Raw genomic sequence first — 25552 nt, 5'->3', positions numbered from 1 at the left:
GACGTTCTTAAATGACTAGTCGTTGGGGACGCTCCTGAATGACTAGCCATTTAAGAACGTCCCCAACGACTAAAGCGCCGCTGGTTGAGCATAAATCAGCGAGCGGGCCGCATTTGAGCCAAGGTGCCGTGAAATGAAAAGGCGCTGACCTTCTGGTCGCGCCTTTGAAATTGAACGGCAGATTGGCCAAATGCCGGGTGCGCAGCGTCGGCCGGTCCGCCGTTCGGTAGAACGGCGGAACCAATATCCCCTAGTAGTCCAGCTTCCACATGTAGCGGCGCGTCATGTAGTCCTTGTGGGTGACTGCAGAGAGTGCACGCATGTACACGTTGTTGAGGATCGGGGCAAAGATCAGGTGGTTGAAGTACTCGCTCACGCTGTCCTTGATGTCGTTGAGGCCGAGCTCCTTGGCGTCGAGCTGATAGACGCGCTCGCCACCGTACTGGTTGACGAAGCGGATGCCGCGCTCGTCGTTGCAGCGGCTGCGACCGACGCTGATGAGCTGGAACAGCGAGGTGCGCTTGTCCAGGATCTCGAAAGGACCGTGGAAGAAGTCGCAGGTGTTGATGGTGCAGGAGTCGATCTGCAGCATCTCCTGCACGTTGCAGATGCTAAAGACGTAGGCGGCACCAAAGAGCGGACCCTGAGCCATGACGTTGATGCAGGGCTTGTCGGCGTTCTGCTCGGCCCACTTAGCAGCGAGCGGACGGGTGTACTCGACGGCCTTGCGATAGATGGGGTCGACCAAGTCGAACGCGGCCATAGCGGTCTCGTACTCGGCATAGCCCTCGGTCTGCTGCGTAAGCTCCATGGCGGTCATGGTCACGACGGCAGAGTTGGTGCGGCCCATGCAGGACTCGTCGACGGCCAGGCTGTCGTACTGGATCTTGTAGTCGCAGACCTCGGTGAGGCCGGACTCGTCAACATAGATTGCGATGGTGCTGGCGCCGTGGTCCTTGGCGACCTGGGCGGCGACGATGGTCTCCTTGGTGCCGCGCATGGACACGACGACGGCCAGGGTGTTCTCGTTGACGTAGGCCGGGGTGGCGTGCACGAACTCGTTGCTGGTGTAGCTGGAGCTCACGACCTGCGTGGCCTCGTGCTCCATAAAGTACTGGGCAGGATAGTTGCCGCCGTTGGATCCGCCGGCGCCAATCCACACGACGCGCTTGATGCCGCCCTTGTCTGCCTTGTCAGCCAAAACCTGGGAGACGACATCCTTAACCTGTTCCTGAGTAGTCATCGTGCATCAGCCTTTCTTCTCGTTTGATGCTCTCGATGGCATACAAGTTACATACATGTTTTGGTTATGTCGACTAGTTGTATGCTATATTTGTCATAGAAATATTGCTGATGCGGTTTTTGATAATTTGTTACCAGCGGTTTTGTTGTTGTATTGGATACATGCTTAATTAGATTCACATACAAGTTAGATACAGGTTGATCGCATGAACGCTTCGTCTAAGAAGAAACTGGCCCAATACGAGCGCTTGGCGGGTACGCTGCGTGACCGCATCGCCGCCGGCATCTACGCACGCGGAGACAAGCTGCCGTCCGAGATGGAACTCATGGACGAATCGGGGCTGTCGCGCAGCACCGTGCGCCATGCTCTTAAGGTGCTCGTCGATGAGGGTCTGGTTCGAACCGAGCGCGGGCGCGGCGCCTTTGTGGCCGACACGCCGGCGCTCCACGAGAACAACCTGGTGTTTTCGAGCTATACGGCGCAGGTCCAGGGTCAGGGCATGAAGCCCACCACGCGCACCGTGGACTCGGGCTTTGCCAAGGCGGCCGGCAGCATAGCTAAGTTCTTTGACGCCGCCGTGGGCAGCAAGCTCGTCAAACTTGTCCGTCTGCGCTACCTGGACGACGTGCCGCTGTGCCTGGAGACCACCTACCTGCCGCCAAGCTTCGAGACGCTCATCGATCGCGATATCAACGGTTCGCTCTACGCGACGCTGCGCCAAGAATTCCATCGCGCGCCGGCACAGGGGCATAAGACCTTTGAGGTGTGCTACGCCTCGCAAAACGAGGCGTTTTTGCTCAACGTCGAGCGCGGGCAGGCACTAATCCTGATCACCGACTACGTCTACGACACCGACGGCCGCCCGCTCCATGTCTCCAAGCGCATCCAACGCACCGACCGTGCCAAATACACCGAACCCATCGGCTAACCAACACCAAAACCACCACAAAGGGGACAGGCACCTTTGTGGTGGTTTTAGGCGAGGAGGTCGGGGAACCAGGTTGGCTTAGGTTGGTTAGGGACGCGCTCGGCCAGGACCAGCTCCATCCAGCACATGTCGTACCAGCGGCCGAACTTTTGGGCGCAGCGGTCGAAGGCGCCCACCAGGCGATATCCCATATGGGCATGGAAATCCTGGCTGTTGTGCGTCAGGTACTCGTCGTCCTTGTCGTGCGGCACGGCAATGAGCGCGCACATGTTGGTGATGCCCATCGCGATCAGACATTGCTTGAGCGCGTCGTGCAGCTTGCGGCCCAGCCCGCCGTGGCGCACATCGCGCGCCAGGTAGATCGATGTCTCGACCGACCAGTCGTACGCCTCGCGGCTGTTAAGCGAACTCACGTAGGCATAGCCTACCGGACGCCCGTCCAACTCCATCACCAAATATGGATAGCGCTTGAGCGTACGCTCGATGCGCCCAGCGAACTCCTCAACGCTCGGCACCTCGTATTCGCAGGTAATCGCCGTCTGGCGCACATACGGCTCATAGATGGCAAGCAACGCCGGCGCATCATCGGGCGTCGCCAGGCGAATCGTCGGCTCGGACATCTCGGTCATACAACCCTTCTCCCCAAAAGCAAAGGCCGCCCTGCGCCAAGCTCAGGCGCAGGGCGGCCCCTTGTCATTACATCAGGCTACAGGACAGCCGCCAACGCGTCGATATCCTCCTGCGTCGTGGCCCAGCTGGTGCAAAAGCGCACCACCGTGTGGGTCTCGTCGTACTTTTCCCAGTACTCGATCGAGGCATGCTCGCGAATGCGGGCCATGTCCTCGTTGGGCAGAATCACAAACTGCTGGTTGGTCGGCGTCTCCAAGAAGAACTGGTAGCCGCGCTCGTGCAGCACGCGACGCAGCGCCTGAGCGGTCTCAATCGCCTGGCGACCAATCTCAAAATACAGGCCATCGGTAAAAAGGGCCTCGAACTGCACACCCGTCAGGCGGCCCTTGGCAAGCAGCGCGCCGTGCTGCTTAATACGCGGAATGGGATGCGCCGGGGTGTGCATGCCGCAAAACACCACAGCCTCGCCGCACAGAGCGCCGCACTTGGTGCCGCCGATGTAGAACACGTCGCACAGCTGCGCCAGCTCGGGCAGGGTAATGTCGCACTCATCGGCCGCCAGCGCATAGGCCAGGCGGGCGCCATCCACAAACAGCGGAATCTCGCGCTTCTGGCACACTGCATGGATCGCCGCGAGCTCGGCCTTGGAGTACAGCGTGCCGTACTCGGTCGATAGACTCACGTACACGGCGCCCGGGAACACCGTGTGCTCGTAGCTCTCGTTTTCGTAGAACACCTGGATATAGTTCTCGAGGTCCTCGGCGTGCATCTTGCCCTCGTAGCCGGGGATGGTGAGCACCTTGTGGCCGCCAAACTCGATGGCGCCTGCCTCGTGACAGGCGACGTGGCCGGTCTCGGCAGCAACGACGCCCTCGTACGGCGCAAGCAACATGTCGATCACCGTCGCGTTGGCCTGCGTGCCGCCCACCAGAAAAAACACGTCGGCATCGGGGGCCTGACAGGCCTCGCGGATAAGTTGCTTGGCACGCTCGGTGTGCGCATCGGTACCGTAGCCGGGCTGCGGCTCCATATTGGTGTCGACAAGCGCCTGCAGCACCGCCGGATGTGCACCGTGGGAATAGTCGTTGTTAAACGCGAGCATGGCAATCCTCTCTTACCGGGTATCGGCCAGATGATTCAAACGGGGCTATTGTACGCCGTTGGGATAGGCGATGCGCGCGGCAAGGCACTCAAGTGCCAGTACCAGGGCAAAACCGCAGCTCACGTCACTCAAAAAGTGCGCTCCAATCACGATGCGCCCAAAGGCGACGAGCGCCGCGATCACAGCCGCCGCCCAAAAGATCACGCGGCGACGCGAAGGTTTTTCCTTAAAGGCTGCCGCGGGAAGCCCGGCGAGCATAAGGCCAATCGCCGCATGCGCCGTGTGTCCGCTCGCAAACGACTTGAACCCGTCCTTAATCACGCCGGCGGCGATATAGGCCCACTTGTCGGGGTTGCCGATCACCCACCACGGCTGAAAATTGAGCCCCGGCGTGACCTCGATCACGCGCATGCGCGGGCGCGACCATAACGGCTTAACAATGACGTTGAGGATGATGGCCTGAGCGACCCACACGGCCAGCACCATCAACGCCCAGCGCGTGAGCTCGTCGGGCTCGGTCGTGCGCGTAAAGCGATAGACGATGAGGTTGGCAGCAATGACCAGCACAAACGTCAGCACCAACTGAACCGCGATGAGTTTGCCGCCAACCCTCAGGGACGAAACGATCTCGTAGCCGGTCAGGCCAACGTTGACGAGGATGCCGAGCACGGCGAGCCACTTGCTCGTCTTGGAATCGGGTCGCGCCGAGCGCACGAGCATAACGCCCGCGATGCTCGCCGTCAGCTCGAACGGCAGCTCGCCGGCCGCCTCGATAAAGCGGCCGTACATGCTGCCGATGTTGAACAGCGCGCTCGAGATCTGATAATCGAAGAAGCTGCCCACGCCCAGACAAAGACACAGGACAACCGCGATAATGGCGACATCTTTCTTATAGATGTATCCGAACATGCTTTCCTCTCGATGGAACCAGATTGCCCAAATGGGGCGTTTGCAGCGTCGACTCGCTAGTCATCATCACTAGCACCCAGCTGCTGCAGCAGCATGAGCGCGGCCGCCACCGGGCCGGTGCCGTCGTTGGCATCGAGGCCGCGACCCAGGCCGCTGCCCGCGCCGGCGCCCGCCTTGTAGGGCACCGACAGCTTGCGGCTCTTGGGAAAGTTCACCGCGCCATAGCGGGTCTTAAGCTCAAAGGCCACCTTCTTGGGCACGTCGACGCCCAAAAACGTGATGCGTCCGCCGCTGAGCGTGACGCTCTCGAGCCCCAGGCGCTCGCCGCGAATGCGGATTCGCGCGCGATTGAACAGGTTGAGCCCCGCCAACGGAAGCTCGCCGTGCGCCGCCTCGGTCTCCTCCTGCACTTCGTCGATGCTCTCCAGGTCCTCAGCCGCCGCGAGCTTACGGTACACGAGCACGCGTTGGTCCACCGCCGGCATGTATTCCTCGGACAAAAAGTAGTCAGCCGGCAGGTTGATGCCCACGCTCGCTGCCTCCACGCCGGCATCGTCATCGCCGCGTGCCTCGGCCACGGCCTGTCCCAGCATCTGCGTAAACAGGTCGAAGCCCACGCTCGACAGGTTGCCGTGCTGCTCGGCGCCCATGAGCGAACCGGCGCCGCGGATCTCCAGGTCGCGCATGGCAATGCGCATGCCGCTGCCCAGGTCCTGGAACTCGGAAAGCGCGGTCAGGCGCGCCGTTGCTTCCTCAGTGAGCGGCAGCTCACCGGGGAACATAAAGTACGCGTATGCCTGCGTGGCCGAGCGGCCCACGCGGCCCTTAAGCTGGTAGAGCTGTGCCAGGCCCAGACGCTGCGAGTCCTCGATGATGAGCGTGTTGGCCGTTGCGTTGTCGATGCCGCTCTCCACGATGGTCGTGGCGATAAGCACGTCGATCTTCTTGGTCGCGAACTCGATCATCACGTCCTCGACCTCGCGCGGGCTCATCTTGCCGTGCGCCACGCCCACGCGCGCCTCGGGCGCGGCCTCGTGCACGCGCGCCACGGCGTCGTCGATGGTCTTGACGCGGTTGGACACGTAATACACCTGACCGCCGCGGCCCACCTCCAGGCGAATCGCCGCACTCACCACGTCGGGGTCGTACTCCCCCACGTGCACGATCACGGGGCGGCGTCCGGTCGGCGGCGTAGTGATCAGGCTCATGTCGCGCACGCCACTCGTGGCCATTTGCATGGTTCGCGGAATCGGCGTTGCCGAGAGCGTGAGCACGTCGATTTGCTCGCGCAGGTTTTTGAGCTGCTCCTTGTGCTGCACACCAAAGCGCTGCTCCTCGTCGATGATCACCATGCCCAGGTTCTTGGGGTTCACATCGGCAGAAAGCAAGCGGTGCGTGCCGATGAGCACATCAATCGTGCCCTCGGCAAACGCCTTGAGCGCGCGCTTTTGCTGCGCCGGGGTACGGAAGCGGCTGAGCACCTCGACCTCCAGGCCAAACGGGGCAAAGCGCTCAAAGAATGTCTCGTAGTGCTGTTGGGCCAGAATGGTCGTGGGGCAGAGCACCATGACCTGGCGGCCGGAGTCCACGCACTTAAACGCCGCGCGCAGGGCGACCTCGGTCTTGCCAAAGCCCACGTCGCCGCACAGCAGGCGGTCCATGGGCTTGGGCGCCTCCATGTCGGCCTTGATGTCGGCGATAGCCTCCAGCTGGTCGCGTGTCTCGTCGTAGGGGAAGCTCTCCTCCATCTCGATCTGCTCGGGCGTATCGGGCGGACAAGCGATACCGGTAATCGACGAGCGGCGCGTATACAGGTCAACCAGGTCAAACGCCAGCTTTTTGGCGTTCTTGCGCGCCTTGTTGGTGGCACGCGTCCAGTCGGCGGTGTTGAGCCTGGTCAGGCGCGGCTTGTCGCCGTCGGGGCCAACATAGCGCGTGATGCGGTCGACCTGCTCGAGCGGCACGTAGAGCTTGTCGCCATCGGCATATTCCAGCAAAAAGTAGTCGCGCTCCTTGCCGCCCACTTCTTGGCGCGCGATCTCGCTAAAGAGCGCGATGCCGTGAGTGGCGTGCACCACGTAGTCGCCCGGCTTAAACGGGAAGGTGATCTGCGTAATGTCCACCTTGCGGCGGCTGCGCGCGCGGTTGGCGTCCATGCGGGCGTTGAGGTCGGCGATCGAGAACACGGCCAGGTTGGCGTCGGGCACCACCACGCCCTGCGGCAGGGCAGCGTCCACAAAGGTCACGCGCCCGCGCGAGATCGTGGGCACGGCGGCGCCGGCGGCAGCCTGCGCGGCGCCCGCCTCGAGCGAGCGGGCGTTGAGCGCATCGGCGCGACGCTCGCGAATGGAAGCATGGGCCTCCTGGCGTGCGGCACGGTCGGCGGAATCCGCCGCTGCCACGCGCACGCGCTCGCCGATAGCGCCGGCGTTTTCGGGCGCCGCGGTCAGCGATTCCTCAAAGGTAATGCCCTCGTCGCCAAAGGTGAGTTCCATCGACTCGCGCGCACCGCGGTCGGGAATGGCAAACACGCAGGCATAGCGCTTGCCCACGACCTCCTGGATGCGCGTCATAAAACGGTTGTCCGAGCCTGCGATGGCAGGCTGCTCAATCTCGAGCTCGGCCGTCACCGCACCGCCGGCACGGATGAGGCTCACGTAGTTCAGGCGCTGCTGGGAACCAAAGTCGAGTTGCTGGGCACGCACGTACAGACCGTCCAGGCGATCGACCCCCGCCTCGCCGGCACGGGCCTCGATATCCTCGTAGGCGCGCAGGCAATCGTCGAACAGCGAGCGCGGCTCGGACAGCACCACGAGCGCCTTGCCGCTCACGTGCGACAGCGGGCTTACGGTCTGGCCGTACATCACCGGCAAAAAGCGATCGAGCTCAGGCGTGACGATGCGCGCATCCACCATCTCGAGCAATGCGGCCAGTTTGCTGTCGTCCTGGCTGGCACGATAGAGCGCCACATGCATGTTGTGGACGGCCTCGTCGGTAAGCGCCAGCTCACGGCAGGGGAAGATCTCGATGCTGTCTTCGTTGCCGATGGTCTGGCCCGTTGAGCTCACCATACGGCGGATGCGATCGATCTCGTCGCCGAAAAACTCAATGCGCACGGGCGCTTTTTCCTGCGCGGGGAACACCTCGACGGTGTCGCCGTGCACACGGAACAGGCCGGGCGCGTCGGCGGCACCGGCATTGGTGTAGCCCATGCCCACCAAGCGCTGTGGCACCTCGTCAAAAGGAATCTCCTCGCCCACCGCAAAAGTAGTGGACTCCCAGTAGCGGCTCTCGACTGGCGGCACGCAACGCAGCAGCGCACGGGCCGAGGCGACCATGATGCAGTTGTCCCCGCGCACGATGCGCCCGAGCGCCTCGCAGCGCTGGGCAACCACGGCATCGTCAGGCGCCTGCTCGCGCCACGGATAGTCCTTGCGCTCGGGAAAACGGCACACGTGCGCCAGGCCCACATAAGCAGCAAGGCTGCGCGCGGCGCGATCGGCCGCGTCCTCGCCGCTCACAATGTAGACCGTGGGGCGCGGACGGCGCGCAAACTGGGCTGCCGCCATAAGCGTGCGACCCGATTGCGACACGGCCAGCGTCACGTCCTCGCCGGCATCGAGTCCGGCCTCGACAGTCTGCAGCGCCTCGGCAGTGTAGAGCTGCGCGGCTATACGGTGAATGAGCATGCTGTTCCTCCGGCATTGCAACGCCAAAAGCCCGCCGGGGCAAGCTCGGCGGGTCGTACGTCAAAAATCATTGCCTGTCATGGTAGCGCATGGAGAGGACTCCTGCTCAAGCGTACGCCCAGCCCCGCAACAAAAACGCCAGATAGAACCGGGCTCATCGGCTTCGCCAAAATCTCCCCGTCACTTCGAACGCCGCAACCACGGAAGGTGCCCCAAGAAACGGCTATTCCTCAAAAAAGCTCGCAACGTTCAAGCGGCTCGTCCACTCGCCTATGGTGTTGGCAAAGCCGACGCGTGTGTACACGCCCGCGAAACGACCGCGATACAGGTACAGGCCTTCCATATTAGAAGCGGGCGCAAAACCAAGATCATCCACAAGTCCTTTGGGTGCCTCTCCTCGATGCGGCCCATTGACAAGCGTTCCGCGCAAGCAGGGAGTCTGATACTGCTGAGCATACTCCTGTACAATCGCCCCAGCGGCCGCAGCGCGAGCAAGCACCTGGGACCATTCCCGTTCCGTGGCATCCAAGCCGGCAACAACGCCAACCGCGTTGTAGCCGCCGCACGGCTTGACAATCCATCGATCCTTTTCGGCAAATCTCGACAACTGGGCGCTTTCGTCCAAAATCTCGGTATAGGGCACATGCTCCCGTACAAACGATTGCTCCTCCGGGCTCAACAAGGACTGACCGGCCCGAGACCACAGAAATGCAAATACGGTCTTAGTCGCACACGGCCACGTTCTAAAACCACCAACGATGCACGCGAGCCCTTCTTGAGCCGCCTCGATTAAGGCCGAGCGTCCGTCGCACGGCTTATCCCACAGCTCGCCGGTCACCGCGCGCCGCCAAACGCAATCAATAGGACCGGCGGCATCGCACAGCCGCCTAGCACCGCTCTCGTCTTCGCCAATCCGCAGGTCGCGCACATCCGCAAAGCGCGCGACTACACCCCGTCGCCTCATAAGGTCGACAAAATGAGCCGCATCTTCCAAGTCAATGCTTTCCGAATAGTCGACGATTGCCACCGAAGCGGGATATATCTTTGATTGTGGCGCATAGAGCCCCTCGTCAACGCGGGCCCCGTCGTCCGATCGTGCACCATCCTCGGTGCGGCGAGGATGGACCCGCTTCCACTCTGCATAGGTCTCAAACAATGCATCTATCCAGCTACCGCACAAGTCGTACTGCCGAAAGCCGGGATGGTCGGATGCAAATTCCTCAAAGGAGGGCGTCATCCGAACAGCCTGACTGACCGCATCGGTCACTACCATTCCGGCACTGCCGTCGGTATTGAGCTCGCAAAACGTATACGACCCGGTGTCCTCGTCAAGAAAGATATCGACACGCGCGAGGGGAATCTGACAGTCATAGCCGGCATCCATAGCGCACAGGTCAGCAAAAGCCGGATCCATGCGAAACCACGCACGCACGGAGGCATCGGAACAAAACGCCCGCGTCACCTTGTCCATAATGCCGTACATGCGCTCGGCGGCCTCCTTAAGAAGCGCCGTCATATCCTTGTCGAATATCTTTGGCGTCAGAGCCCAGGGCGCAGGATCACCATGGTAGAGCGCATGGGTTTGAGACAAGTATTCGTCGCCTTTGCGACGACCAGGCAGGTCGCCTTCGCGCGTGCGCACGATGCGTTCAAAATAATCTTCGAGCTCTCGCGTCTTCGATATTGCCACGTTACCCTCCATTGCTTGATTTTTTGCTCATGCTACGCCAGCACGCCGCGACTTCGGCGCGCTTGAATAAGCTTCTAAATTAGCAACACATTTTTGCATGAGGCAGCGGGAGGCAACATATACTCCAGCTCAAGCGCACGCCCAGCCCCGCAACAAAAACGCCAGACAGACGAGCCACCTGGCGCTATCAGAGTGAGCTATACGCCGAGCCTAGTCGTAGACGCCCATTTTAAGCAGCGTGAAGGTCGGGGCGCCGTCACCCTGCGCGACGCGGACCGTGCAAGTCTCGGTACGGCCCATGGATGCATCCGCTTGAATTGCGGCGATGAACTGGTCCTTTGGCAGGCCGTAGGTGCTCTCGGGGATGTCGGAAGGAAGTAACATGCCGCCAGCACTGTAGACCTCATAGGTGAGCTCGTAGATGTTGTCGCCAAGGTCAGTCGCGCCCGTAACGATGGCACACGATGGGTTGTAATTTCCCTGGCCGTATTCCTGCTTCAGATACAAGTACCCGTCATGCGCTTCGGCCGAATCAGGAATCGCCTGCCCCTCCGGCGTTCTGTCATAAGTCATATCGGCATCGGAAAGCGTCAGACCCGTCAAGCGGTTGAGTTCCCTATTGATCACATCAGTCGCCACACGCTGGCTATTACCGTTGTCATAGTCGCCTTTCTCGATTCGATACGGCGCGTTGTCAATAAAATGGCACCAGATAAACTTAACCAGCTTGTATTTCTCGTCATCAGAAAGGCCGTCAGTCGAATCGAAGCCGCCCGTCTGATACCAGTCCCGATCGAAGTGCTCCTCCGTAAAGTTCGACAGGAACAGATTCGCGGCGGCATAGGTTGCCTGGTCATTGAGGTCGACTTTTACGCTGCTGCCCGTCTGCCCGGGCTCTTCCGGCTCCTCTTGCTCTTCGGCAGGCTTCTCCTTGGCGCTTCCCTTGTCCTTATGCTCGTCCGAACCCTCGTCGGACCCAAGTACCGTAATCTGCGATGAGTTGCCCTGCCCAAGCGGACCCAGTACGCCGGTCAGCGCCAAAGCGGAACCGCCGGCAACGAGCACGCCCGCCACGCACATGCCGGCAATCACCGCGCGCTTATGCGCTTTCTTTTGTACGGCACCCTGCACGGGAGGCATCCCTGCCGCCGGCATCGACGCGGTCTCGGCGGGCGCAGCAGCCGGAGAGGCCGTGCCCATGCGCGCCCCGCAGTTCGTGCAAAAATCGGTTCCGTCGGGCATCTCGGATCCACACTTGGTGCAAAACATATTCGGGCATCCCCTCACAACAAACGGTATCTGCCGCCATCATATTGAGCCTTCGCAGCCCAAATGTGTTGCGCAACATTGGTCGCCGTCTTCGGGTGCCGACAAAACGTGCCGGGCCCTACCCTGTCACACGCACGCTGGGGCAAAGGTCTGCCAGCGGGCACTCGTCGCACTTGGGCTTACGGGCATCGCAAATCTCGCGGCCAAAGGTGATCCACTGGTGATTGACCGACTCCCAATACTCGTGCGGCAAGATCTTGAGCAGATCTTGCTCGGTCTTGAGCGGCTCTTTGGCGTGCGTCTTGGGACTCAGCATCAGGCGGTGCGCGATGCGGTTGACATGCGTATCCACCGCGATGCCTTCCACGATGCCGTACCCCACGTTGAGCACGATGTTCGCTGTCTTGCGCCCCACGCCCGGCAGCTTTACAAGCTCCTTCATGTCGGCCGGTACCTCGCCGCCGTAGTCGGCAACGATCATCTGCGCGGCCTCCACGGCATGCTTGGCCTTACTCTTATAAAAGCCGAGCGACTTAATGGTGTCCGCCACGTCGGTCACACTTGCTCCGGCCATGGCCTCGGGCGTGGGCCACTGGGCAAACAATTGGGGCGTCACCTTGTTGACCTGCGCGTCGGTCGTCTGAGCCGAGAGCAGTACCGCGATGAGCAGCCTAAAGGGATTCTCGTGGTCCAAGAAGCACTCGACCGGGCCATAGCGACGGTTAAGGCGCTCGCACACCTCGATGGCGCGCTCGCGTTTGGCGGCATTGGTCTCGCGTGGCATATCGACTCCTCGGCTCGGCAAAAACATAACTTCACGGAAACGATTGTCCCACGTACGGGGACCTTACGCCTCCAAAAATGCGCCGGTCTGGCGTCCCCACAGGCTTGCGTACTCGCCGCCCGCCTCGACGAGCTGAGCATGCGTGCCGTCCTCGACAATCTCGCCGTCCGCCAGCACCACGATGCGGTCGAGCGCCGCCACGGTGGACAGGCGATGCGCCACCACAATGGAGGTGCGGCCGCGCATCAGGTTCTCGAGCGCCTCCTGCACCAGCGCCTCGGACTCACTGTCGAGGGCAGAGGTCGCCTCGTCGAGCACCAGAATCGGCGCGTCGGTGAGGATGGCACGGGCGATGGCCACGCGCTGGCGCTGGCCGCCCGAGAGCTTAACGCCCCGCTCGCCCACCATGGTATCAAAGCCATGGGGCAAGCGATCGATAAACTCGGTCGCGTTGGCCAGGCGCGCTGCCTCGCGAATCTGCTCGTCAGTGGCGTCGGGGCGGCCGTAGGCGATATTCTCGCGAATGGAGCGGTGGAACAGCAGCGCCTCCTGCGGCACGTAGGCAACCTGGCGGCGCAGGCTCTGCTGCGTGCAGCGCGAGACGTCCTGACCGTCCACGAGCACGCGGCCGCCCTGCACGTCGTCCAGGCGCAGCAACAGCTTGGTGAGCGTCGTCTTGCCCGAGCCCGATTTGCCCACCAGGCCCACGCGCTGGCCCGCCGCCACATGAAGCGTCAGGTCGTTGAACACGCTCTCGCCTGCCGCGGCGTCACGGTATGCAAAGCTCAAGTGCTCAAAATCAATCGCGCCCTCGGTCACTTTGAGCTCGGGGGCATTCGCGTCGTCCGCCACCAGACGCGGCTCGTCCAGCACGCGCGTCATCTCGGCCGCATCGCCCAGCGCACGGTTGATGCGCTGCATCATGGAGCTCACGTAGTTCAGACGCATAGTGAGGTTATACGTATAGGTAAAGATCATGACGAGCGTGCCGGCCGAGATGCCAAACCACGCGTTGCCGCCCGCGACGAACACACTCACCACGGCCATGGTAATGACGATAAGGCCCGAGGTCGTAAAGTTGCGCTGCATCATGGCGTGCATCGAAACCGTCTCGGCGTCGCGCGCGGCGCGGTCGGCGGCATCGAACAGGTCGCGCTCAAAGTCCTCGCGCCCACAGGTCTTGACGGCCAGGATGTTTGTGACCGCGTCGGACAGCACGCCCGACAGCTTGTTCTGCGCGGCGGACGTCGCGGCCGAAAGCGGCATGATGCGCTTATACATAAGCCAGACAAACGCGATGTAGACGACCATGATGCCCACCAGGATTACGGTAAACGTCGGCACCACCGGGGCAAGTGCTACCACCGTGCAGACAACCGAGGTGATGGTGGGAATGAGCGAATACACCGTCACGTCCACCAGACCCGTGTAGCCGCTCATAAAACGGCTCGTCTGGCTCACAAGCGATCCACCGAATCGGCTGGTGTGGAATGTCATGGATTGATTGGAGAGCGTGTCGAAGCACAAGCGCGCCAGGTGATAGTTGCCCGCAATCTCGAGCTTGTAGACGGTGTAGTCCTGCAGCTTGGAGAGGATCTGGCCTACCAGGTTAACGAGCACGAGCGCCAGGATATAGGGGCCGAAGACCTCAAACACCTGATCACCCGCCACGGGACCGGCTTGAACGCGGTCGACAATGAGGGCCATCACATAGGTATTGGCAAACGTCAGCAAAAAGATGTAGCCCGCCGACGAGAACACCGAGAGAAAGACAATCAGCGGCTGCGTGCGCGTGACACCCCAAAACCGCTGCAGCGTGCGGCGCACGGTGGAGCGGCTGAGCGGGCTGGTGCTTCTCTGAGACATGGGCTTCCTTTCGCGTCTGATAGGGCGAAACGCCATTGTTGCACATTGGAGCACGCTTCAGACAAGTGCGATACGAAAAGCGGTGGGGCACCCGCGTTTGTGCCGATGCCCCACCGTCTTGTTGCAATTAGTCCTCGTCTTCTTGGTCTGTGGGAAGGCCCGCGGGCGTGAGTCCCAAGATCTCATCGGCTTGGTCGGCGTCTTCCAGCGCGTCGATGTCCTTGAGCTTGCGCTCCATGACGTTGGTGCGCGTGGTAATGATGCCCTCGACCGTTTTGCCCGCGGTCTCGATCTGCTGCTGGGCGCGGCGCAGCGCCGCCTGATAACGCGGCAGCTCGGCCTTGACGGCGGAAAGCACGCGCAGCACGTCGTCGGTACGTTTTTGCAATTTAAACGTCTGGTAGCTCATCTGCAGGCTGTTGAGAATGGCGGCCATGGTGCTGGGACCGGCAACGTTGACGTGATAGTCGCGGCCCAGAGTTTCGATAAGCCCGGGGCGGCTGACGATCTCGGCGTACAGTCCTTCAAACGGCACGAACATGATGCCAAAGTTGGTCGTTGCCGGCACACTCAGGTACTTTTCGCAGATGTCCTTGGCCTCGCGCTTGACCATGGTGTCGAGCGTCTTGCGCGCAGCCGCCACGGTCTCCGCATCGCCCGACTCCTGCGCGTCGAGCAAGTGCTCGTACGCGTCGCCCGGAAACTTGGAGTCAATCGGCAGCAGCACGGGGTCGCCCTCGTCCACCGGCAGCTTGACGGCAAACTCAACACGCTCCGAGGCTCCGGGCCTGGTGGCGACGTTTTCCAGATACTGGTCGGGTGTAAGGATGTCCGCCAGGATCGCGCCCAGCTGCACCTCGCCCAAAATGCCGCGCGCCTTGACGTTGCCCAGCACGCGCTTAAGGTCGCCCACGCCGGTGGCGATAGACTGCATGTCGCCCAGACCCTTGTACACGGCCTCGAGCTGGTCGCTCACTTGCTTAAACGATGCAGACAGACGGTCGTTGAGCGTACGGGAGAGTTTCTCGTCCACCGTCGCGCGCATCTGATCGAGCTGCATGTTGTTGTCCTTGCGGATGGCGCCCAGCTGTGCATCGACCGTCTCGCGCACCTTGTCCAGGCGGCGCTCGATGCCCTCGCGGTTGGCGCCAAGCTGTTGGGCCGTCTCGCGGCGCAGGTCATCCATACGGTCGCCGGCCTGCGAGAACTCGCGCGCAATGGTCAGGTAGCGCTGCTGCTCCACGGCCGCATCGGTTGTCTGCTGCTGCGCGATGGCATTTGCCGTGCGGCGGGTTTCTGCCAGCGCGACGTTGAGGGCATCGAGCGCGCTGTTGGCCTGCTCGAGCGCCGCGAGCGTCTCCGCGTCGTTGCCGCCACGCTCTCGCAACTCGGCACGAAGGCCTTTAAGCTGCAGGGCGCAAACCACAGCAACTCCCACCGCCACCAAGGCAATCACAACAAGCGCAATATCAATAGCAGACATAGACTCCGCCCAACAAACCCAATCGATCATCAATCAAAACTGCGATCAATCTTACCCCGCCACACGCACCGGGCGCCCGGCCCCTTCTTGGGCACCCCTCTCCTCCGCATATTCCATAATGCGGCGCGCCGTTTTCCTGCTCACCTTTGAGTCATCACCGGCTAAATATGCGTACACGTTTCCCTTATTCAGATTCAAATCGCGGCAGAGACCGTAGCGCGTTACACCCGATTCCTCTAGCGCTCCCAACGTTCTTTTTCGCATCAGGGCGTTGATTCTTCTGTCCGCCACTGGCTTTTCCTTCACCGCTCTATACGCACGCCAAACGTTGGCATAACGATTAGGAAGTTTGTCCTCGGCGCATAGAGATGCCAGGCTACCCGTTTGGGCGTACAAGGACAAAACGCCTCGGTAACCCTCTTCCATCCACGAACCCTCGGATAAACCCAGAACGTATTCGGCTTTACCCTGTGCCAAAGCGAGCAAAAACAGGGGCTCCGCCACGCGCGGCGCAACCGTCGTCGCTTGCTTAACCAGTTTTCTAAAACTGAGCGACTGCTGTCCGGATAGCTCTCGGCAATAGCCTTTTAAGAATCCCTCAAAGGTCAGATTCAACCGAGCACCTCCTTTTTGTATTGGCTGTATGCGCAGACCATCTCTTGATAACTCCGCTCCGAAGGCGACGACGCCAGCGCCTCGCCCTCGTCGAATATAAGCCGTTCGAGCAGTCCCCAATCAAGTCGGTCGACGAATGCCTGGCTATGAAGATCGATGATGTCGTTCGGACGACAGGCATAGAGCTTCATTACCGCCAGGTCCTCCAAGGATGGCGTAAAGTACCTGATAAAGCGCGCCCCAATATCCAAGGGAATCAAACGATCTTCGTAATTGAACGGCATCTGATTACAATATGCCACCGCCATACCATTCACCTCGGGGTATCGAGCTATGATCTCGCGGAGGCACCTATCTGCCTCAAACACATCAATGTCATGTGTAACCGAACGATTCGTCACATCGTTTAGCATGAAGGCGCTTCCTCCCACCAATACAACGTTCGGCCTGTCGTCTCTTGGACCTATTTCCAGCTCCGCCTCTTCGTCAATGCCCAAAAGAGTCTGCTCTAAATCCTGCTTATACATAGCAAATCCTATTATTATTTATCTTCAATAATACTATTCAGTCGCACGACAGGACCCACAGGATGCAAGAATTCTGCTCGTGGCGATAATTCGTACACCCTGGAAGTCCTAATGTGACAAACGCTAACTCTCCCAGCCGGCGCGGATGGTTGTTGCGACATCGCCTAGGCGCTGGCCCAGGGCCGCTAGATGCTGGAGCACCTCATTGGGCGAGGCACCGTTGAGAATGCACGTGAGGGCATATGAGGCCAAGAAGATTGCCGCAAGTCCTAACGGAATGAGCACGATCATCGCCAATGTGCGCAGGCGCTGGCCCACGCGGCGACGACGCGCACGACGCTTGTCGAACGCGAGCTCCTGCGCATATGAATCTTGCTGTACGGAATAGGCCTCTGGTGCCGATTCGCACCCGGGCACGGCTGCAGGTACAGCAGCGGGCACGACGTTTTGCACGGGCGCCTGGTTGGCAACCCCTTGCATTTGCATCTCTATAAGCCGCCGCTGCTGCCGCAGCATGCGCTCGGCTTGTTGCTGTGGGGTCTCAAGAAACAGGTCCATGTTGGCCTCCAAAATCGGAGCGTTCGACGCTTACGACCAGCATCCCGCACCGCCATGACCGCGACAACGCAATCGCCGGCAATAGCCACAAAGTTTCTTTTGCTCAAAAGCTGTCGAAAAGCTCAACAACTCCCCTACCAGCACTTTCTCTGAGCTTTTTTCGCCAGCAATCTTTTGGCCTTCCACCCTTACGCCAACTGACCAAAATCTAACCAAAAGCTTGACGAAAATTGTGGAGACCGGGACCCCACACAAAAAGTGCCGCCCCAAAGGGGCGGCACACAAACTTATTATCAGCTTTTCTGTAACGAGCATGCGACGACTCAACGCCGGAGCGCAGGGCGGGGAAACCTTTGCCTCGCGCGACCCTGCGAAGCCGTGAGCGAGAGGGAAAGGTTTCCCCGCCCTGCGCTCCGTGGTCGGTGGGGGCAGATTACATGCCCGAAAGACCGCGAGCAGCGGTGGCACACAAAAACGCCAAGACTAGAATCACGAGCGAACCGGCAATGTCGGCCACCACGCCCGTAAAACGACGCTCAAACAGCCAGCTCTCAAAGTGCGGGGCGACATTGCGCCAAACACGCCACAGCAAGATGCCCATGCCGATAACGCCCGGGATATTGAGCAACAAAATCTCGGAGCACAAGAGGCCGATCAGGTTGCCGGCGGCAAAGCCCGCATCGCCCTCGCAGTACTTGCGATAAATCATGTACAGCATGTACGCCACAAACGGCTGCAGGCACGCAGAGATAAACGCAACCACCATCGAGGGGTCTTGAGAAAAGACATCGGTGAGCTTATCCACACTCGTAGCATCCTTAGAGGCCAGGAACAGACCGATGACCACCACGGGCACCACGCCCAAGATAACCTCGACCATCGTAAACAGCTTGGCGGTCAGGTCCTCACTCGCCGAATTCAAATGGGGCGCCCACTCAGGATGAGCATGCGCGCCGACCTTCTTGTCCTTCTCGGCACGATCGGCCTTTTTGCCCTCAGGGACCCGACGACCAGGATCCTTGCGAGTCCCCGCCGCAGCAACCCGAGCCCGAGACTTCTTACCCATACAAAAACACCCCATCAGGTAGTAGATAAACTAAAAGTCGCTACCCAGTGTACCCCACCCATGAACGATGCCGTCCCAACCAGTCCCCCTACAAAAACGTGCCGCCCCAAAAGGGGCGGCACACAAACTTCTAATCAGCTTTTCAGTAACGAGCACGCGACGACCCAAAGCGGGCCGGGAGGGCGGGATTACCTTCCCTCAACGCGACCCTGCGAAGCCGTGAGCGGGGAGGGAAGGTAATCCCGCCCTCCCGGCCCAGCCCACGTTCGTATCGGCGCTAGTAGTTCACCACCTGCTCCTCAAAGTACGCCTTCGGGTGGTTACAAACCGGGCACACCTCGGGCGCCTCGGCACCAACATGCAGGTGCCCGCAGTTCAGGCACTTCCACACCTTCACGCCCTCGCGTTCAAACACCTCGCCCGACTCAATGCGCTCGACAAGCTTGTTGTAGCGCTCCTCGTGAGCCTGCTCGACAGCGCCGACGCCACGGAACTTTGCGGCGATCTCAGTAAAGCCCTCCTCCTCGGCGGTCTTGGCGAACTCGTCGTACATCGTGGTCCACTCGTAGTTCTCGCCCGCAGCGGCATCACGCAAGTTGTCCAGAGTGTCGGGAACGGCGCCGTCATGCAGATACTTAAACCACAGCTTGGCGTGCTCTGACTCGTTGCCTGCGGTCTCGGCAAATATATTCGAGATCTGAACGTAGCCGTCCTTCTTGGCCTTGGATGCATAGTAGCGATACTTAGTGTGCGCCTGGGACTCACCGGCAAAAGCGGTCTCGAGGTTCTTCTTGGTCTGAGAGTTCTCAAAATCCATAGGTGTACTTCCCTTCAACACATGCCGCCCGTAGGCTTCGAGCGACCTTGTCTTTAGGATGCCCTCATGTCGAAAATCTAAACCTTACAATCCTGTTTTTCAGATTCGGGTGGGCTACACGCTTAGCCAGCGGTCACCCTCCACACGGCAAAAGCCCTCACGCTCCAAGTCGGCCAAAATGCCTGCGACAAGATCGTGATCGACCGGCTCGCGGCCTGCCGCCGCCTCCATTTCGTTGACACCCGCCACCGCCTCGGCGAGTGTGATGCCCGCCGGCCGCCCATCGCGCGCCGCCAGCAGCATGCGCACAATATGAGCGCGCTTTTGGCGGCGCGAGCCCTCAAACTTGGACTGACGGCTATAGCTCGCCGAGCGCCTGGACGGATTGGGCAGCGTCTTCTTAAGATACGCGCCATAATCCAGCAGCGCGTAATACCATGCGCGCGGTGTGTCGGCATCGTCGAGCGGCACGGCAAAGGGAGCGATCTCATCCGCCGTCGCACCGGGAGCCGCCGGACAGGCGGCCTGAATCAGCGGCACCAGCTCGCGATCGGGAACGGCCGGCACATCGGGAAAGAAATGATGCAGAAAGACCGTGCGCACGTTGGTCTCCAGATACACACCCGGTAGATCGAACGCAAACGACCGGATGCCCTGCGCCGTCGCTGGGCCAATACCGGGCAGGGCGACCAGGTCGCGCGTCTCACGTGGAAACTCCCCACCCCAGTCTTCCATAACGCACTGAGCGGCTCTGTGAAGCGCCAGAGCACGCCGGTTGTAGCCCATCCCCTGCCAAGCGTCCAAAACATCGGAAGGCGCGGCCTGGGCAAGCGCCTGCACGGTCGGAAAGCGATCGAGCCACGCGGGCATACGCGTCTCCACGCGCGGCACCTGCGTTTGCTGCAGCATAACCTCGGAAAGCCAAATAATGTACGGGTCGCGCGTGCGGCGCCACGGAAGGTCGCGATAACGCAGGACCCCTTCCGAACGAATCATCGAACGAAAGGGGTCCTGAATCATGGCTATGCTCCTTATGCAGCGCTATTCCTCCCGGCAAGCGCACGCACAGGTGGCGTACTCGGGAAACGCGTCGCGGTCGGCGAACTTGGAATCGACGGCCGGGAACTGGCGGTGAGCGACGATATCGCCCAGCGAAACGGAATCGAGGTAGTCGCGCATCAGCGCTTGAGCTCCGGCCCACAGGGGATGATAACAGCACGTACCCATGCGTGCACAGTCGCCATCGGGCGCGGTGCAATCGTTCATGACCATGGGGCCCTGAACGGCCTCGACGACCTGGCGGATGGTGACATCGTCGGGGCTGACCTTAAGACGCATGCCGCCATGGACGCCACGCAGGCTCTCCACAATACCGGCCTGAACCAAACCATGCTGAATCGAACGGGCAAACGAATACGGGACATTGACCTCTTCGGCGGCGGTGCGAACAGAAAGCAGACGCTCCGGGTCCTCGGCAAGCATCGCGAGCATGCGAAGGGCGTAATCAGTCTTCCTCGATATGTCCATTTTTCCCCTTTCAAGGAATAGGAACAGCTCGAACGAGCTCCGGAGCCGAGCTTACGTCGAGACACCAATGACCGTATGGACGCCCAAATAGCAAAACGGGTGCCCACTGAATGCCGCGTTTGAAGCCTCTTGCATCAAAAACGGCCCATAGTGCAAATCAGTATAACCTAACCCCCTGCTTCGTTGAACAGGTGTTGCGCAACAAACGCTTTGTTTGAACACATGTCTCAAACGGAGCTTGTCCGGGAATTGGAAGGATTTTGTTTTGGGTGAAAGGGGCCGATGGGATCAAGGTCCTATCAAACGCAAAAAGCCACGTCCGAAGACGTGGCTTTAATTGCGTTGGCGGGAAGTACGGGGCTCGAACCCGCGACCTCCGACGTGACAGGCCGGCGCTCTAACCAAACTGAGCTAACTCCCCAGGCAGTCGTTCGCGTTTGTTTCCGCTCGCGTGCGCTGCGGGGATTAGTATACACAGAAGTCTGTCCGGTGCGCAACAACTTTTTTGAAAATATTTTTTGGGCCCTCCGGGAGGGTCTCCGGGGCCGGCTGGCGCGGGTTAAGTTTGCTGCTCTACAGTCCTGCGCAAGACGGAAAGCACATTAAGTGCTTTCCTTTGCGTGCGGAACTCGCGACAAACTTAACCCCCGCCCCCAGCCCCGGAGACCCTCCCTGCCGTCACATTATTCAACCAGTTTTGCAGGCGTGCGCCGCTGCGCGGCTAGCCCGCGTGCTCCTCGGCGGGGTTGGTCTGATGGATCTTGTTGAACTTCCGCCTTTGGCTCATAAAAAACGGGGGATGCGTTGTGCATCCCCCGTTTTTGTTGCGGTTACTCCAGGTCAATAAATTTGGTGCTCAGGATCTTGCCGTCCTTGACGAGCATTCTGGCCATGGTGGGGCCTCGGGTGCCTCTGGGGTAGCTGGCGCTACCGGGATTGAGGACCAGGCAGCGGCCTACTTGGGCTTCTTTGGTTACGTGGGTGTGACCGTTGATGGCTACGTCTACGGATCCCACCGGAAGGTCTTCGCGGTAGTGGGCTACGGCGAATTTGAGTCCTTCGTAGGTGAAGAGGGCCAGACGGTCTACATCGGGGCCGTAATCGCGGTAGTAGTCGTTGTTGCCCAGGACCGCTCGCACGGGGGCGATGGTGCATAGATGCTCGTAATCCATCTCGGACGTTAGGTCTCCGGCGTGGATGATCAGATCTGCGCCCTTGAGCTCGTCCAGAAGCGCGGGCGATAGATAGCCGTGGGTGTCCGAGATGATGTCGATGCGCTTGGCACTTGCACTGTTCATGGGATCCCTTCTGCAAAACCGATTCGACGTATATACAAAAAGCCCCACGGCTCCGCAGACAATTGGTCTACAGGGCTGCGGGGCCAGTGTGCTAGAGGCTCAGGGCCTTCTTGAGCGGCACAACGCGGCGGCGCGAGACCGGCACGCGTTCGTCGACGCCCGTAATGCCCAGTTGGATAGCGCCCGAGGGCACCGTCTCGACATCCGTGACGCACGCCAAGTTGACGATATAGCGGCGATGAACGCGAAAGAAGCCAAAGTCGCAAAGCTTGGCCTCGAACTGCGCCAACGAAGTCGTCGATAGAAAACGATCATCGACGGTATAGATACAGGAGTAATCGTCCTTGGCCATGATGAAGCGAATGTCATCCACGGGGATGAGGACCTTACGGCCGCCCTTTTCCACCGGAATGCGCTCGATGGTGGCTTTGCTGTCCGTGACGGGCTTGGCGTGCTGCATGACCTTCTCGATCGCGCGATCCAGGCGTGCCTCCTCAACCGGCTTCATGAGGTAATCGACGGCATCAACGTCGAACGCCTCGACGGCATGATCGCTATACGCGGTCACAAACACAATCGCCGGCGGATTCTTAAGCTTATGCAGTGCCTCGGCAAGCTGCAGGCCAGAAGCGCCGGGCATCGAGATATCGAGAAATACGACATCGACGCGGCTTTCCATCAACATCTCAATGGCGGAGCGGACGCTCGACGCCTCAGTGATCGTGCCGATCTTGCCCGTCTGCTCGAGCAAGAAGCGAAGTTCCGAACGGGCCGGGGCCTCATCATCCACAATCATCGCACGCAGCATAGGGATTAAACCTTTCGTCAACAAACTAGGCTGGGCATCCGCCGCTTGGCGTTGAGCCCATAGCATTTTATTCTACTCTTGAATGTCAAAGATGCTCTCTGACAAATCAAGATGCAGGAGCACTTTGGTGCCCTTGCCCGGCGCCGATTCGACGCGCGTATAAGTGTGCGGTCCATAAAAGCGATGGATGCGCTCAGAAATATTGTGCATGGCCACGCCGGCGCCGCCACCTTGCGGAGAGCTGGCATCGGGGCGGGCGGAGCGCTCATCAAACAGCCTGGCGGCGGTGCCCTCGTCCATGCCCACGCCGTTGTCGGCCACGGCAATCAGGATTGCGTCGTCGCCGTCTTGATGGACGGTCACATCGATCTGCAGGGCATCGCCATCGCCCATGCCATGCCGCACGGCGTTCTCGACAATGGGCTGGATTACAAAGGCCGGAACCAACGTGTCCTCGACATCCTCGGAGACATCGAAGGTCGCCAGTACGCGGTCCTCGCCAAAGCGCGCCTTCTCAAACGTCAGGTAGCGCTTGGTCTGGGCAACCTCGCGCGAGACCGGGATAAGCGACCCCGAGTTGTCGAGCGTGGCGCGATAGAACGAGGAGAACTCGCGCAGCAGCTCGCGGGCGCGCAGCGGGTCGGTACGCGTAAACGACGCGATGGTGTTGAGCGTGTTAAACAGAAAGTGCGGATTGATCTGCGCTTGCAGGGCACGAACCTCGGCACGGGCCGTGAGCTCCTTTTGCACCTCGAGCTCGTGGATGGCGAGCTGCGTGGACAGGATCTCGGCAAAGCCCGAGGCGAGCGCATACTGGGTACGGTCGACGGCGCGCGGGGTCTTGTAGTAGAACTTGAGCGTGCCGACGGTACGGTCGCCCACCTTGATGGGCGCGATGATGCCGGCGGGAACATGGTTGTGCGAGCCATCCGAACCCACCACGTCCACTACGCGGTTGAACGACTGCACGATGCCGTGCTCAATGACGTAGCGCGTGGCAAGCGTATGGATGGGCGAATCGGGCAGCAGCTTTTCCTCGAACTCGCCCGCGCAGGCCAGCACGTTGCTCTCATCGGTGATGGCAACGGTCATGGCACGTGTCTCGGGCAGGATACGCCGGCACACCAAAAGCGCCGATTCCTGCGTCAGACCGCCCTTAATGTCCTCGAGCATGGCCGAAGCAACCGAGAGTGTCTCCTCGGTGTACTGGGAGCGTACCGAATCGGGATTGAGCGTCAAATAGATAAAGATGCACAGGAAGATACACAGCAACGCACAGGCGATCACCGTGGCAATCGGCTCAATGCCAGTCGCCAGGGCAAAGATAAAGTACGCCAACACGCAAACGGCGCAGACAACGGCGATGATGCGAAAGATTGAAATTGAATTATCGCGCTGGGCGCGGCGGTCGATCATTCAGCCCCCTCCAGGATGCTAATCAGTTGTGCGTCGCGCCAAAGTTCGTCCATGATCTTGGGCCAGAAACTCTGAAAGCGCAGGTAGCTTGCGGCGTTTTGGCGGGCATAGGCCTTAGCCTCATCAATACCATGACGCCAGATGCGCAGATACCCCTCGTGCTCGCGGGTAAACATGCTGCGGACCATGGCAGTCTTGCGCACGCGGTCGTCGAGCTCGCGCGAGATCCACGGACCCGGATAGGGCATGAGTGATGCGGCCGTAACCGGAATGAGCTCCTTTTGGTGCGCAGCAAACGTCAGCTTGGCCCGCTCGTAGTACCAACGGTACACGTCCTGCATAAAGCGCGGCGAGCGCTTCTCGGACTCGGGCGGCAGGTGGCGCACGGTCCACTCGTTATCGAACCACACGTCATAGCCGAACATGCGCATGTTAAAGAGATAGTCCAGATCCTCGCCGCGGGTGATAAACGGGTCGAAGGCCACGCGCGTAAAGGCGCGGGCGTGCAGGGCCATCAGGCCACCGCACACGTAATTGGAGCGCGAGATGCGGGTGCCCGAGAGCGCCTTTTTCATCCAGCGATTGAACTCGATACGCTTGGTCCACCAGCGATGGCAAATGCCCGCTTTGTCCGTGGGAGCCAGCGGCGACCCGTCGCGATCGTAAAAGTATCCGCTCTTGACTAAAATCGGCAGGCCCTGACGCGTCTGTTGACCCAGTGCATAGGTCGCACGCTTCATAAAGTCGGCATCGATGACGGTCTCGTCGTCATCCAAAAACACAATCGCGTCGTGCCCCAGCACCGCCGCGCAGGCAAGACCCATGTTGCGGATGGCGCCGTAGCCGCGCAGGCTCACGCACTCGCCCGAGCCTTTGGGCGCAATCTGCGCCACGCGGTCGGCAACACGCGAAGCCTGAGTATTGGTAACGATGGTGACCTTAAGTGTGGGATGCGCATTAACGATTTCGTGCACGCGATGGGATACGTCGGCCGTGGCAGAAACCGGACAGACCACCAAGAGAATAATGCGCGGAATGTCGCGCACCTGTTCGAGCGAAGTCAGGCAGCGATCGAGTTCCGGGTTGGCGGCATTGAGCGACGTCGAATGATCGTAGGTGCCGGGAGCGTTTGCTTGGGTATCATCGCCCGCCCAATATGTTGGGATCACAACCGTGGCGTTCATACCTTTACCCTCCTTGCAACACAAAAAACGGGGCGCCGCCAAACACAGGCGACGCCCCGCGACCTAGCTGGTTCCATCATACCCACTTGGGCTAAACATTGTTCGGAAGTCAGAATGATTTATGCAGCTACTTCCAAAAGAGT

The 25552-nt window shown here is 60.4% G+C and carries 22 protein-coding genes and 1 tRNA gene; 1 reads left to right on the top strand and 22 read right to left on the bottom strand.

Translation table 11 applies throughout. From position 1 onward, the window contains the following. Positions 1-250 precede the first annotated feature (250 nt). Positions 251-1243: an SIS domain-containing protein gene (locus NBH09_RS03420; RefSeq protein ID WP_250787056.1), complete on the bottom strand. Its 993-nt coding sequence runs from the start codon at positions 1241-1243 to the stop codon at positions 251-253. A 205-nt stretch (positions 1244-1448) separates the two neighbouring features. On the opposite strand from NBH09_RS03420, the gene NBH09_RS03415 reads away from it, so the two are divergent. Next, positions 1449-2171, top strand: a complete 723-nt coding sequence (locus NBH09_RS03415; RefSeq protein ID WP_250787055.1) for a GntR family transcriptional regulator — start codon at positions 1449-1451, stop codon at positions 2169-2171. 47 nt (positions 2172-2218) lie between these two features. Here the strand turns inward: NBH09_RS03415 and NBH09_RS03410 are convergent, their stop codons facing one another. The 21 genes from NBH09_RS03410 to NBH09_RS03310 all read right to left on the bottom strand — a co-directional run bounded on the left by NBH09_RS03410 (position 2219) and on the right by NBH09_RS03310 (position 25409). After that, on the bottom strand, positions 2219-2800 hold the full coding sequence (locus tag NBH09_RS03410; RefSeq protein WP_118080704.1) for a GNAT family N-acetyltransferase: 582 nt from the start codon (positions 2798-2800) through the stop codon (positions 2219-2221). 77 nt (positions 2801-2877) lie between these two features. Then, a complete protein-coding gene (locus NBH09_RS03405; RefSeq protein WP_195645221.1) occupies positions 2878-3903 on the bottom strand; it encodes a threonine aldolase family protein in 1026 nt (341 codons plus the stop codon). A 45-nt stretch (positions 3904-3948) separates the two neighbouring features. Further along, complete coding sequence (locus NBH09_RS03400) at positions 3949-4812, bottom strand: phosphatase PAP2 family protein (RefSeq protein ID WP_195645222.1); 864 nt, start codon at positions 4810-4812, stop codon at positions 3949-3951. A gap of 56 nt (positions 4813-4868) precedes the next feature. Continuing rightward, positions 4869-8501, bottom strand: a complete 3633-nt coding sequence (mfd, locus tag NBH09_RS03395) for a transcription-repair coupling factor (protein ID WP_250787054.1) — start codon at positions 8499-8501, stop codon at positions 4869-4871. 223 nt (positions 8502-8724) lie between these two features. Continuing rightward, a complete protein-coding gene (locus NBH09_RS03390; protein WP_250787053.1) occupies positions 8725-10191 on the bottom strand; it encodes a hypothetical protein in 1467 nt (488 codons plus the stop codon). A gap of 210 nt (positions 10192-10401) precedes the next feature. Further along, positions 10402-11460 carry a zinc ribbon domain-containing protein gene (locus NBH09_RS03385; RefSeq protein WP_250787052.1) on the bottom strand — a complete coding sequence of 353 codons (1059 nt, stop codon included), beginning with the start codon at positions 11458-11460 and terminating at the stop codon, positions 10402-10404. 118 nt (positions 11461-11578) lie between these two features. Beyond that, the gene (nth, locus tag NBH09_RS03380) at positions 11579-12244 is read right to left on the bottom strand and encodes an endonuclease III (RefSeq protein ID WP_225094159.1); all 666 of its coding nucleotides are present in this window, start codon (positions 12242-12244) and stop codon (positions 11579-11581) included. A gap of 63 nt (positions 12245-12307) precedes the next feature. Beyond that, complete coding sequence (locus NBH09_RS03375; RefSeq protein WP_250787051.1) at positions 12308-14110, bottom strand: ABC transporter ATP-binding protein; 1803 nt, start codon at positions 14108-14110, stop codon at positions 12308-12310. Positions 14111-14237: 127 nt separating this feature from the next. Next, the gene (locus NBH09_RS03370) at positions 14238-15593 is read right to left on the bottom strand and encodes a DNA recombination protein RmuC (RefSeq protein WP_250787050.1); all 1356 of its coding nucleotides are present in this window, start codon (positions 15591-15593) and stop codon (positions 14238-14240) included. 51 nt (positions 15594-15644) lie between these two features. Further along, complete coding sequence (locus NBH09_RS03365; protein ID WP_250787049.1) at positions 15645-16208, bottom strand: hypothetical protein; 564 nt, start codon at positions 16206-16208, stop codon at positions 15645-15647. Beyond that, positions 16205-16735, bottom strand: coding sequence for a DUF6036 family nucleotidyltransferase (locus NBH09_RS03360; protein WP_022095170.1), 531 nt, complete (start codon positions 16733-16735; stop codon positions 16205-16207). Before NBH09_RS03360 ends, NBH09_RS03365 begins: the two co-directional genes overlap by 4 nt. A gap of 123 nt (positions 16736-16858) precedes the next feature. Next, positions 16859-17293 carry a hypothetical protein gene (locus NBH09_RS03355; protein ID WP_022095171.1) on the bottom strand — a complete coding sequence of 145 codons (435 nt, stop codon included), beginning with the start codon at positions 17291-17293 and terminating at the stop codon, positions 16859-16861. A gap of 433 nt (positions 17294-17726) precedes the next feature. After that, positions 17727-18359, bottom strand: coding sequence for a hypothetical protein (locus tag NBH09_RS03350; RefSeq protein ID WP_250787048.1), 633 nt, complete (start codon positions 18357-18359; stop codon positions 17727-17729). Positions 18360-18636: 277 nt separating this feature from the next. Continuing rightward, positions 18637-19176 carry a rubrerythrin gene (gene rbr, locus NBH09_RS03345; RefSeq protein WP_138374381.1) on the bottom strand — a complete coding sequence of 180 codons (540 nt, stop codon included), beginning with the start codon at positions 19174-19176 and terminating at the stop codon, positions 18637-18639. Positions 19177-19290: 114 nt separating this feature from the next. Then, positions 19291-20196 carry an HhH-GPD family protein gene (locus tag NBH09_RS03340; RefSeq protein WP_215694835.1) on the bottom strand — a complete coding sequence of 302 codons (906 nt, stop codon included), beginning with the start codon at positions 20194-20196 and terminating at the stop codon, positions 19291-19293. A gap of 21 nt (positions 20197-20217) precedes the next feature. Further along, on the bottom strand, positions 20218-20703 hold the full coding sequence (locus NBH09_RS03335; protein ID WP_099432564.1) for an RrF2 family transcriptional regulator: 486 nt from the start codon (positions 20701-20703) through the stop codon (positions 20218-20220). Between the two features lie 343 nt (positions 20704-21046). Beyond that, positions 21047-21124 (bottom strand) — tRNA-Asp (locus tag NBH09_RS03330). 409 nt (positions 21125-21533) lie between these two features. Continuing rightward, positions 21534-22001: a YfcE family phosphodiesterase gene (locus tag NBH09_RS03325; RefSeq protein ID WP_250787047.1), complete on the bottom strand. Its 468-nt coding sequence runs from the start codon at positions 21999-22001 to the stop codon at positions 21534-21536. A 91-nt stretch (positions 22002-22092) separates the two neighbouring features. Continuing rightward, entirely contained in the window at positions 22093-22809 is a 717-nt protein-coding gene (locus tag NBH09_RS03320) for a LytR/AlgR family response regulator transcription factor (RefSeq protein ID WP_118238181.1), read from the bottom strand. A 72-nt stretch (positions 22810-22881) separates the two neighbouring features. Continuing rightward, the gene (locus NBH09_RS03315) at positions 22882-24225 is read right to left on the bottom strand and encodes a histidine kinase (protein ID WP_250787046.1); all 1344 of its coding nucleotides are present in this window, start codon (positions 24223-24225) and stop codon (positions 22882-22884) included. Then, positions 24222-25409 carry a glycosyltransferase gene (locus NBH09_RS03310; RefSeq protein ID WP_250787045.1) on the bottom strand — a complete coding sequence of 396 codons (1188 nt, stop codon included), beginning with the start codon at positions 25407-25409 and terminating at the stop codon, positions 24222-24224. The genes NBH09_RS03315 and NBH09_RS03310 overlap by 4 nt, the downstream gene beginning before the upstream one ends. Positions 25410-25552 lie beyond the last annotated feature (143 nt).

This window comes from Collinsella sp. BG-O-102, assembly GCF_023656745.1.
Taxonomy (GTDB): domain Bacteria; phylum Actinomycetota; class Coriobacteriia; order Coriobacteriales; family Coriobacteriaceae; genus Collinsella.
The sequence above is the reverse complement of the archived record's forward strand: the minus strand, read 5'-3'. Positions and strand labels throughout refer to the sequence as shown.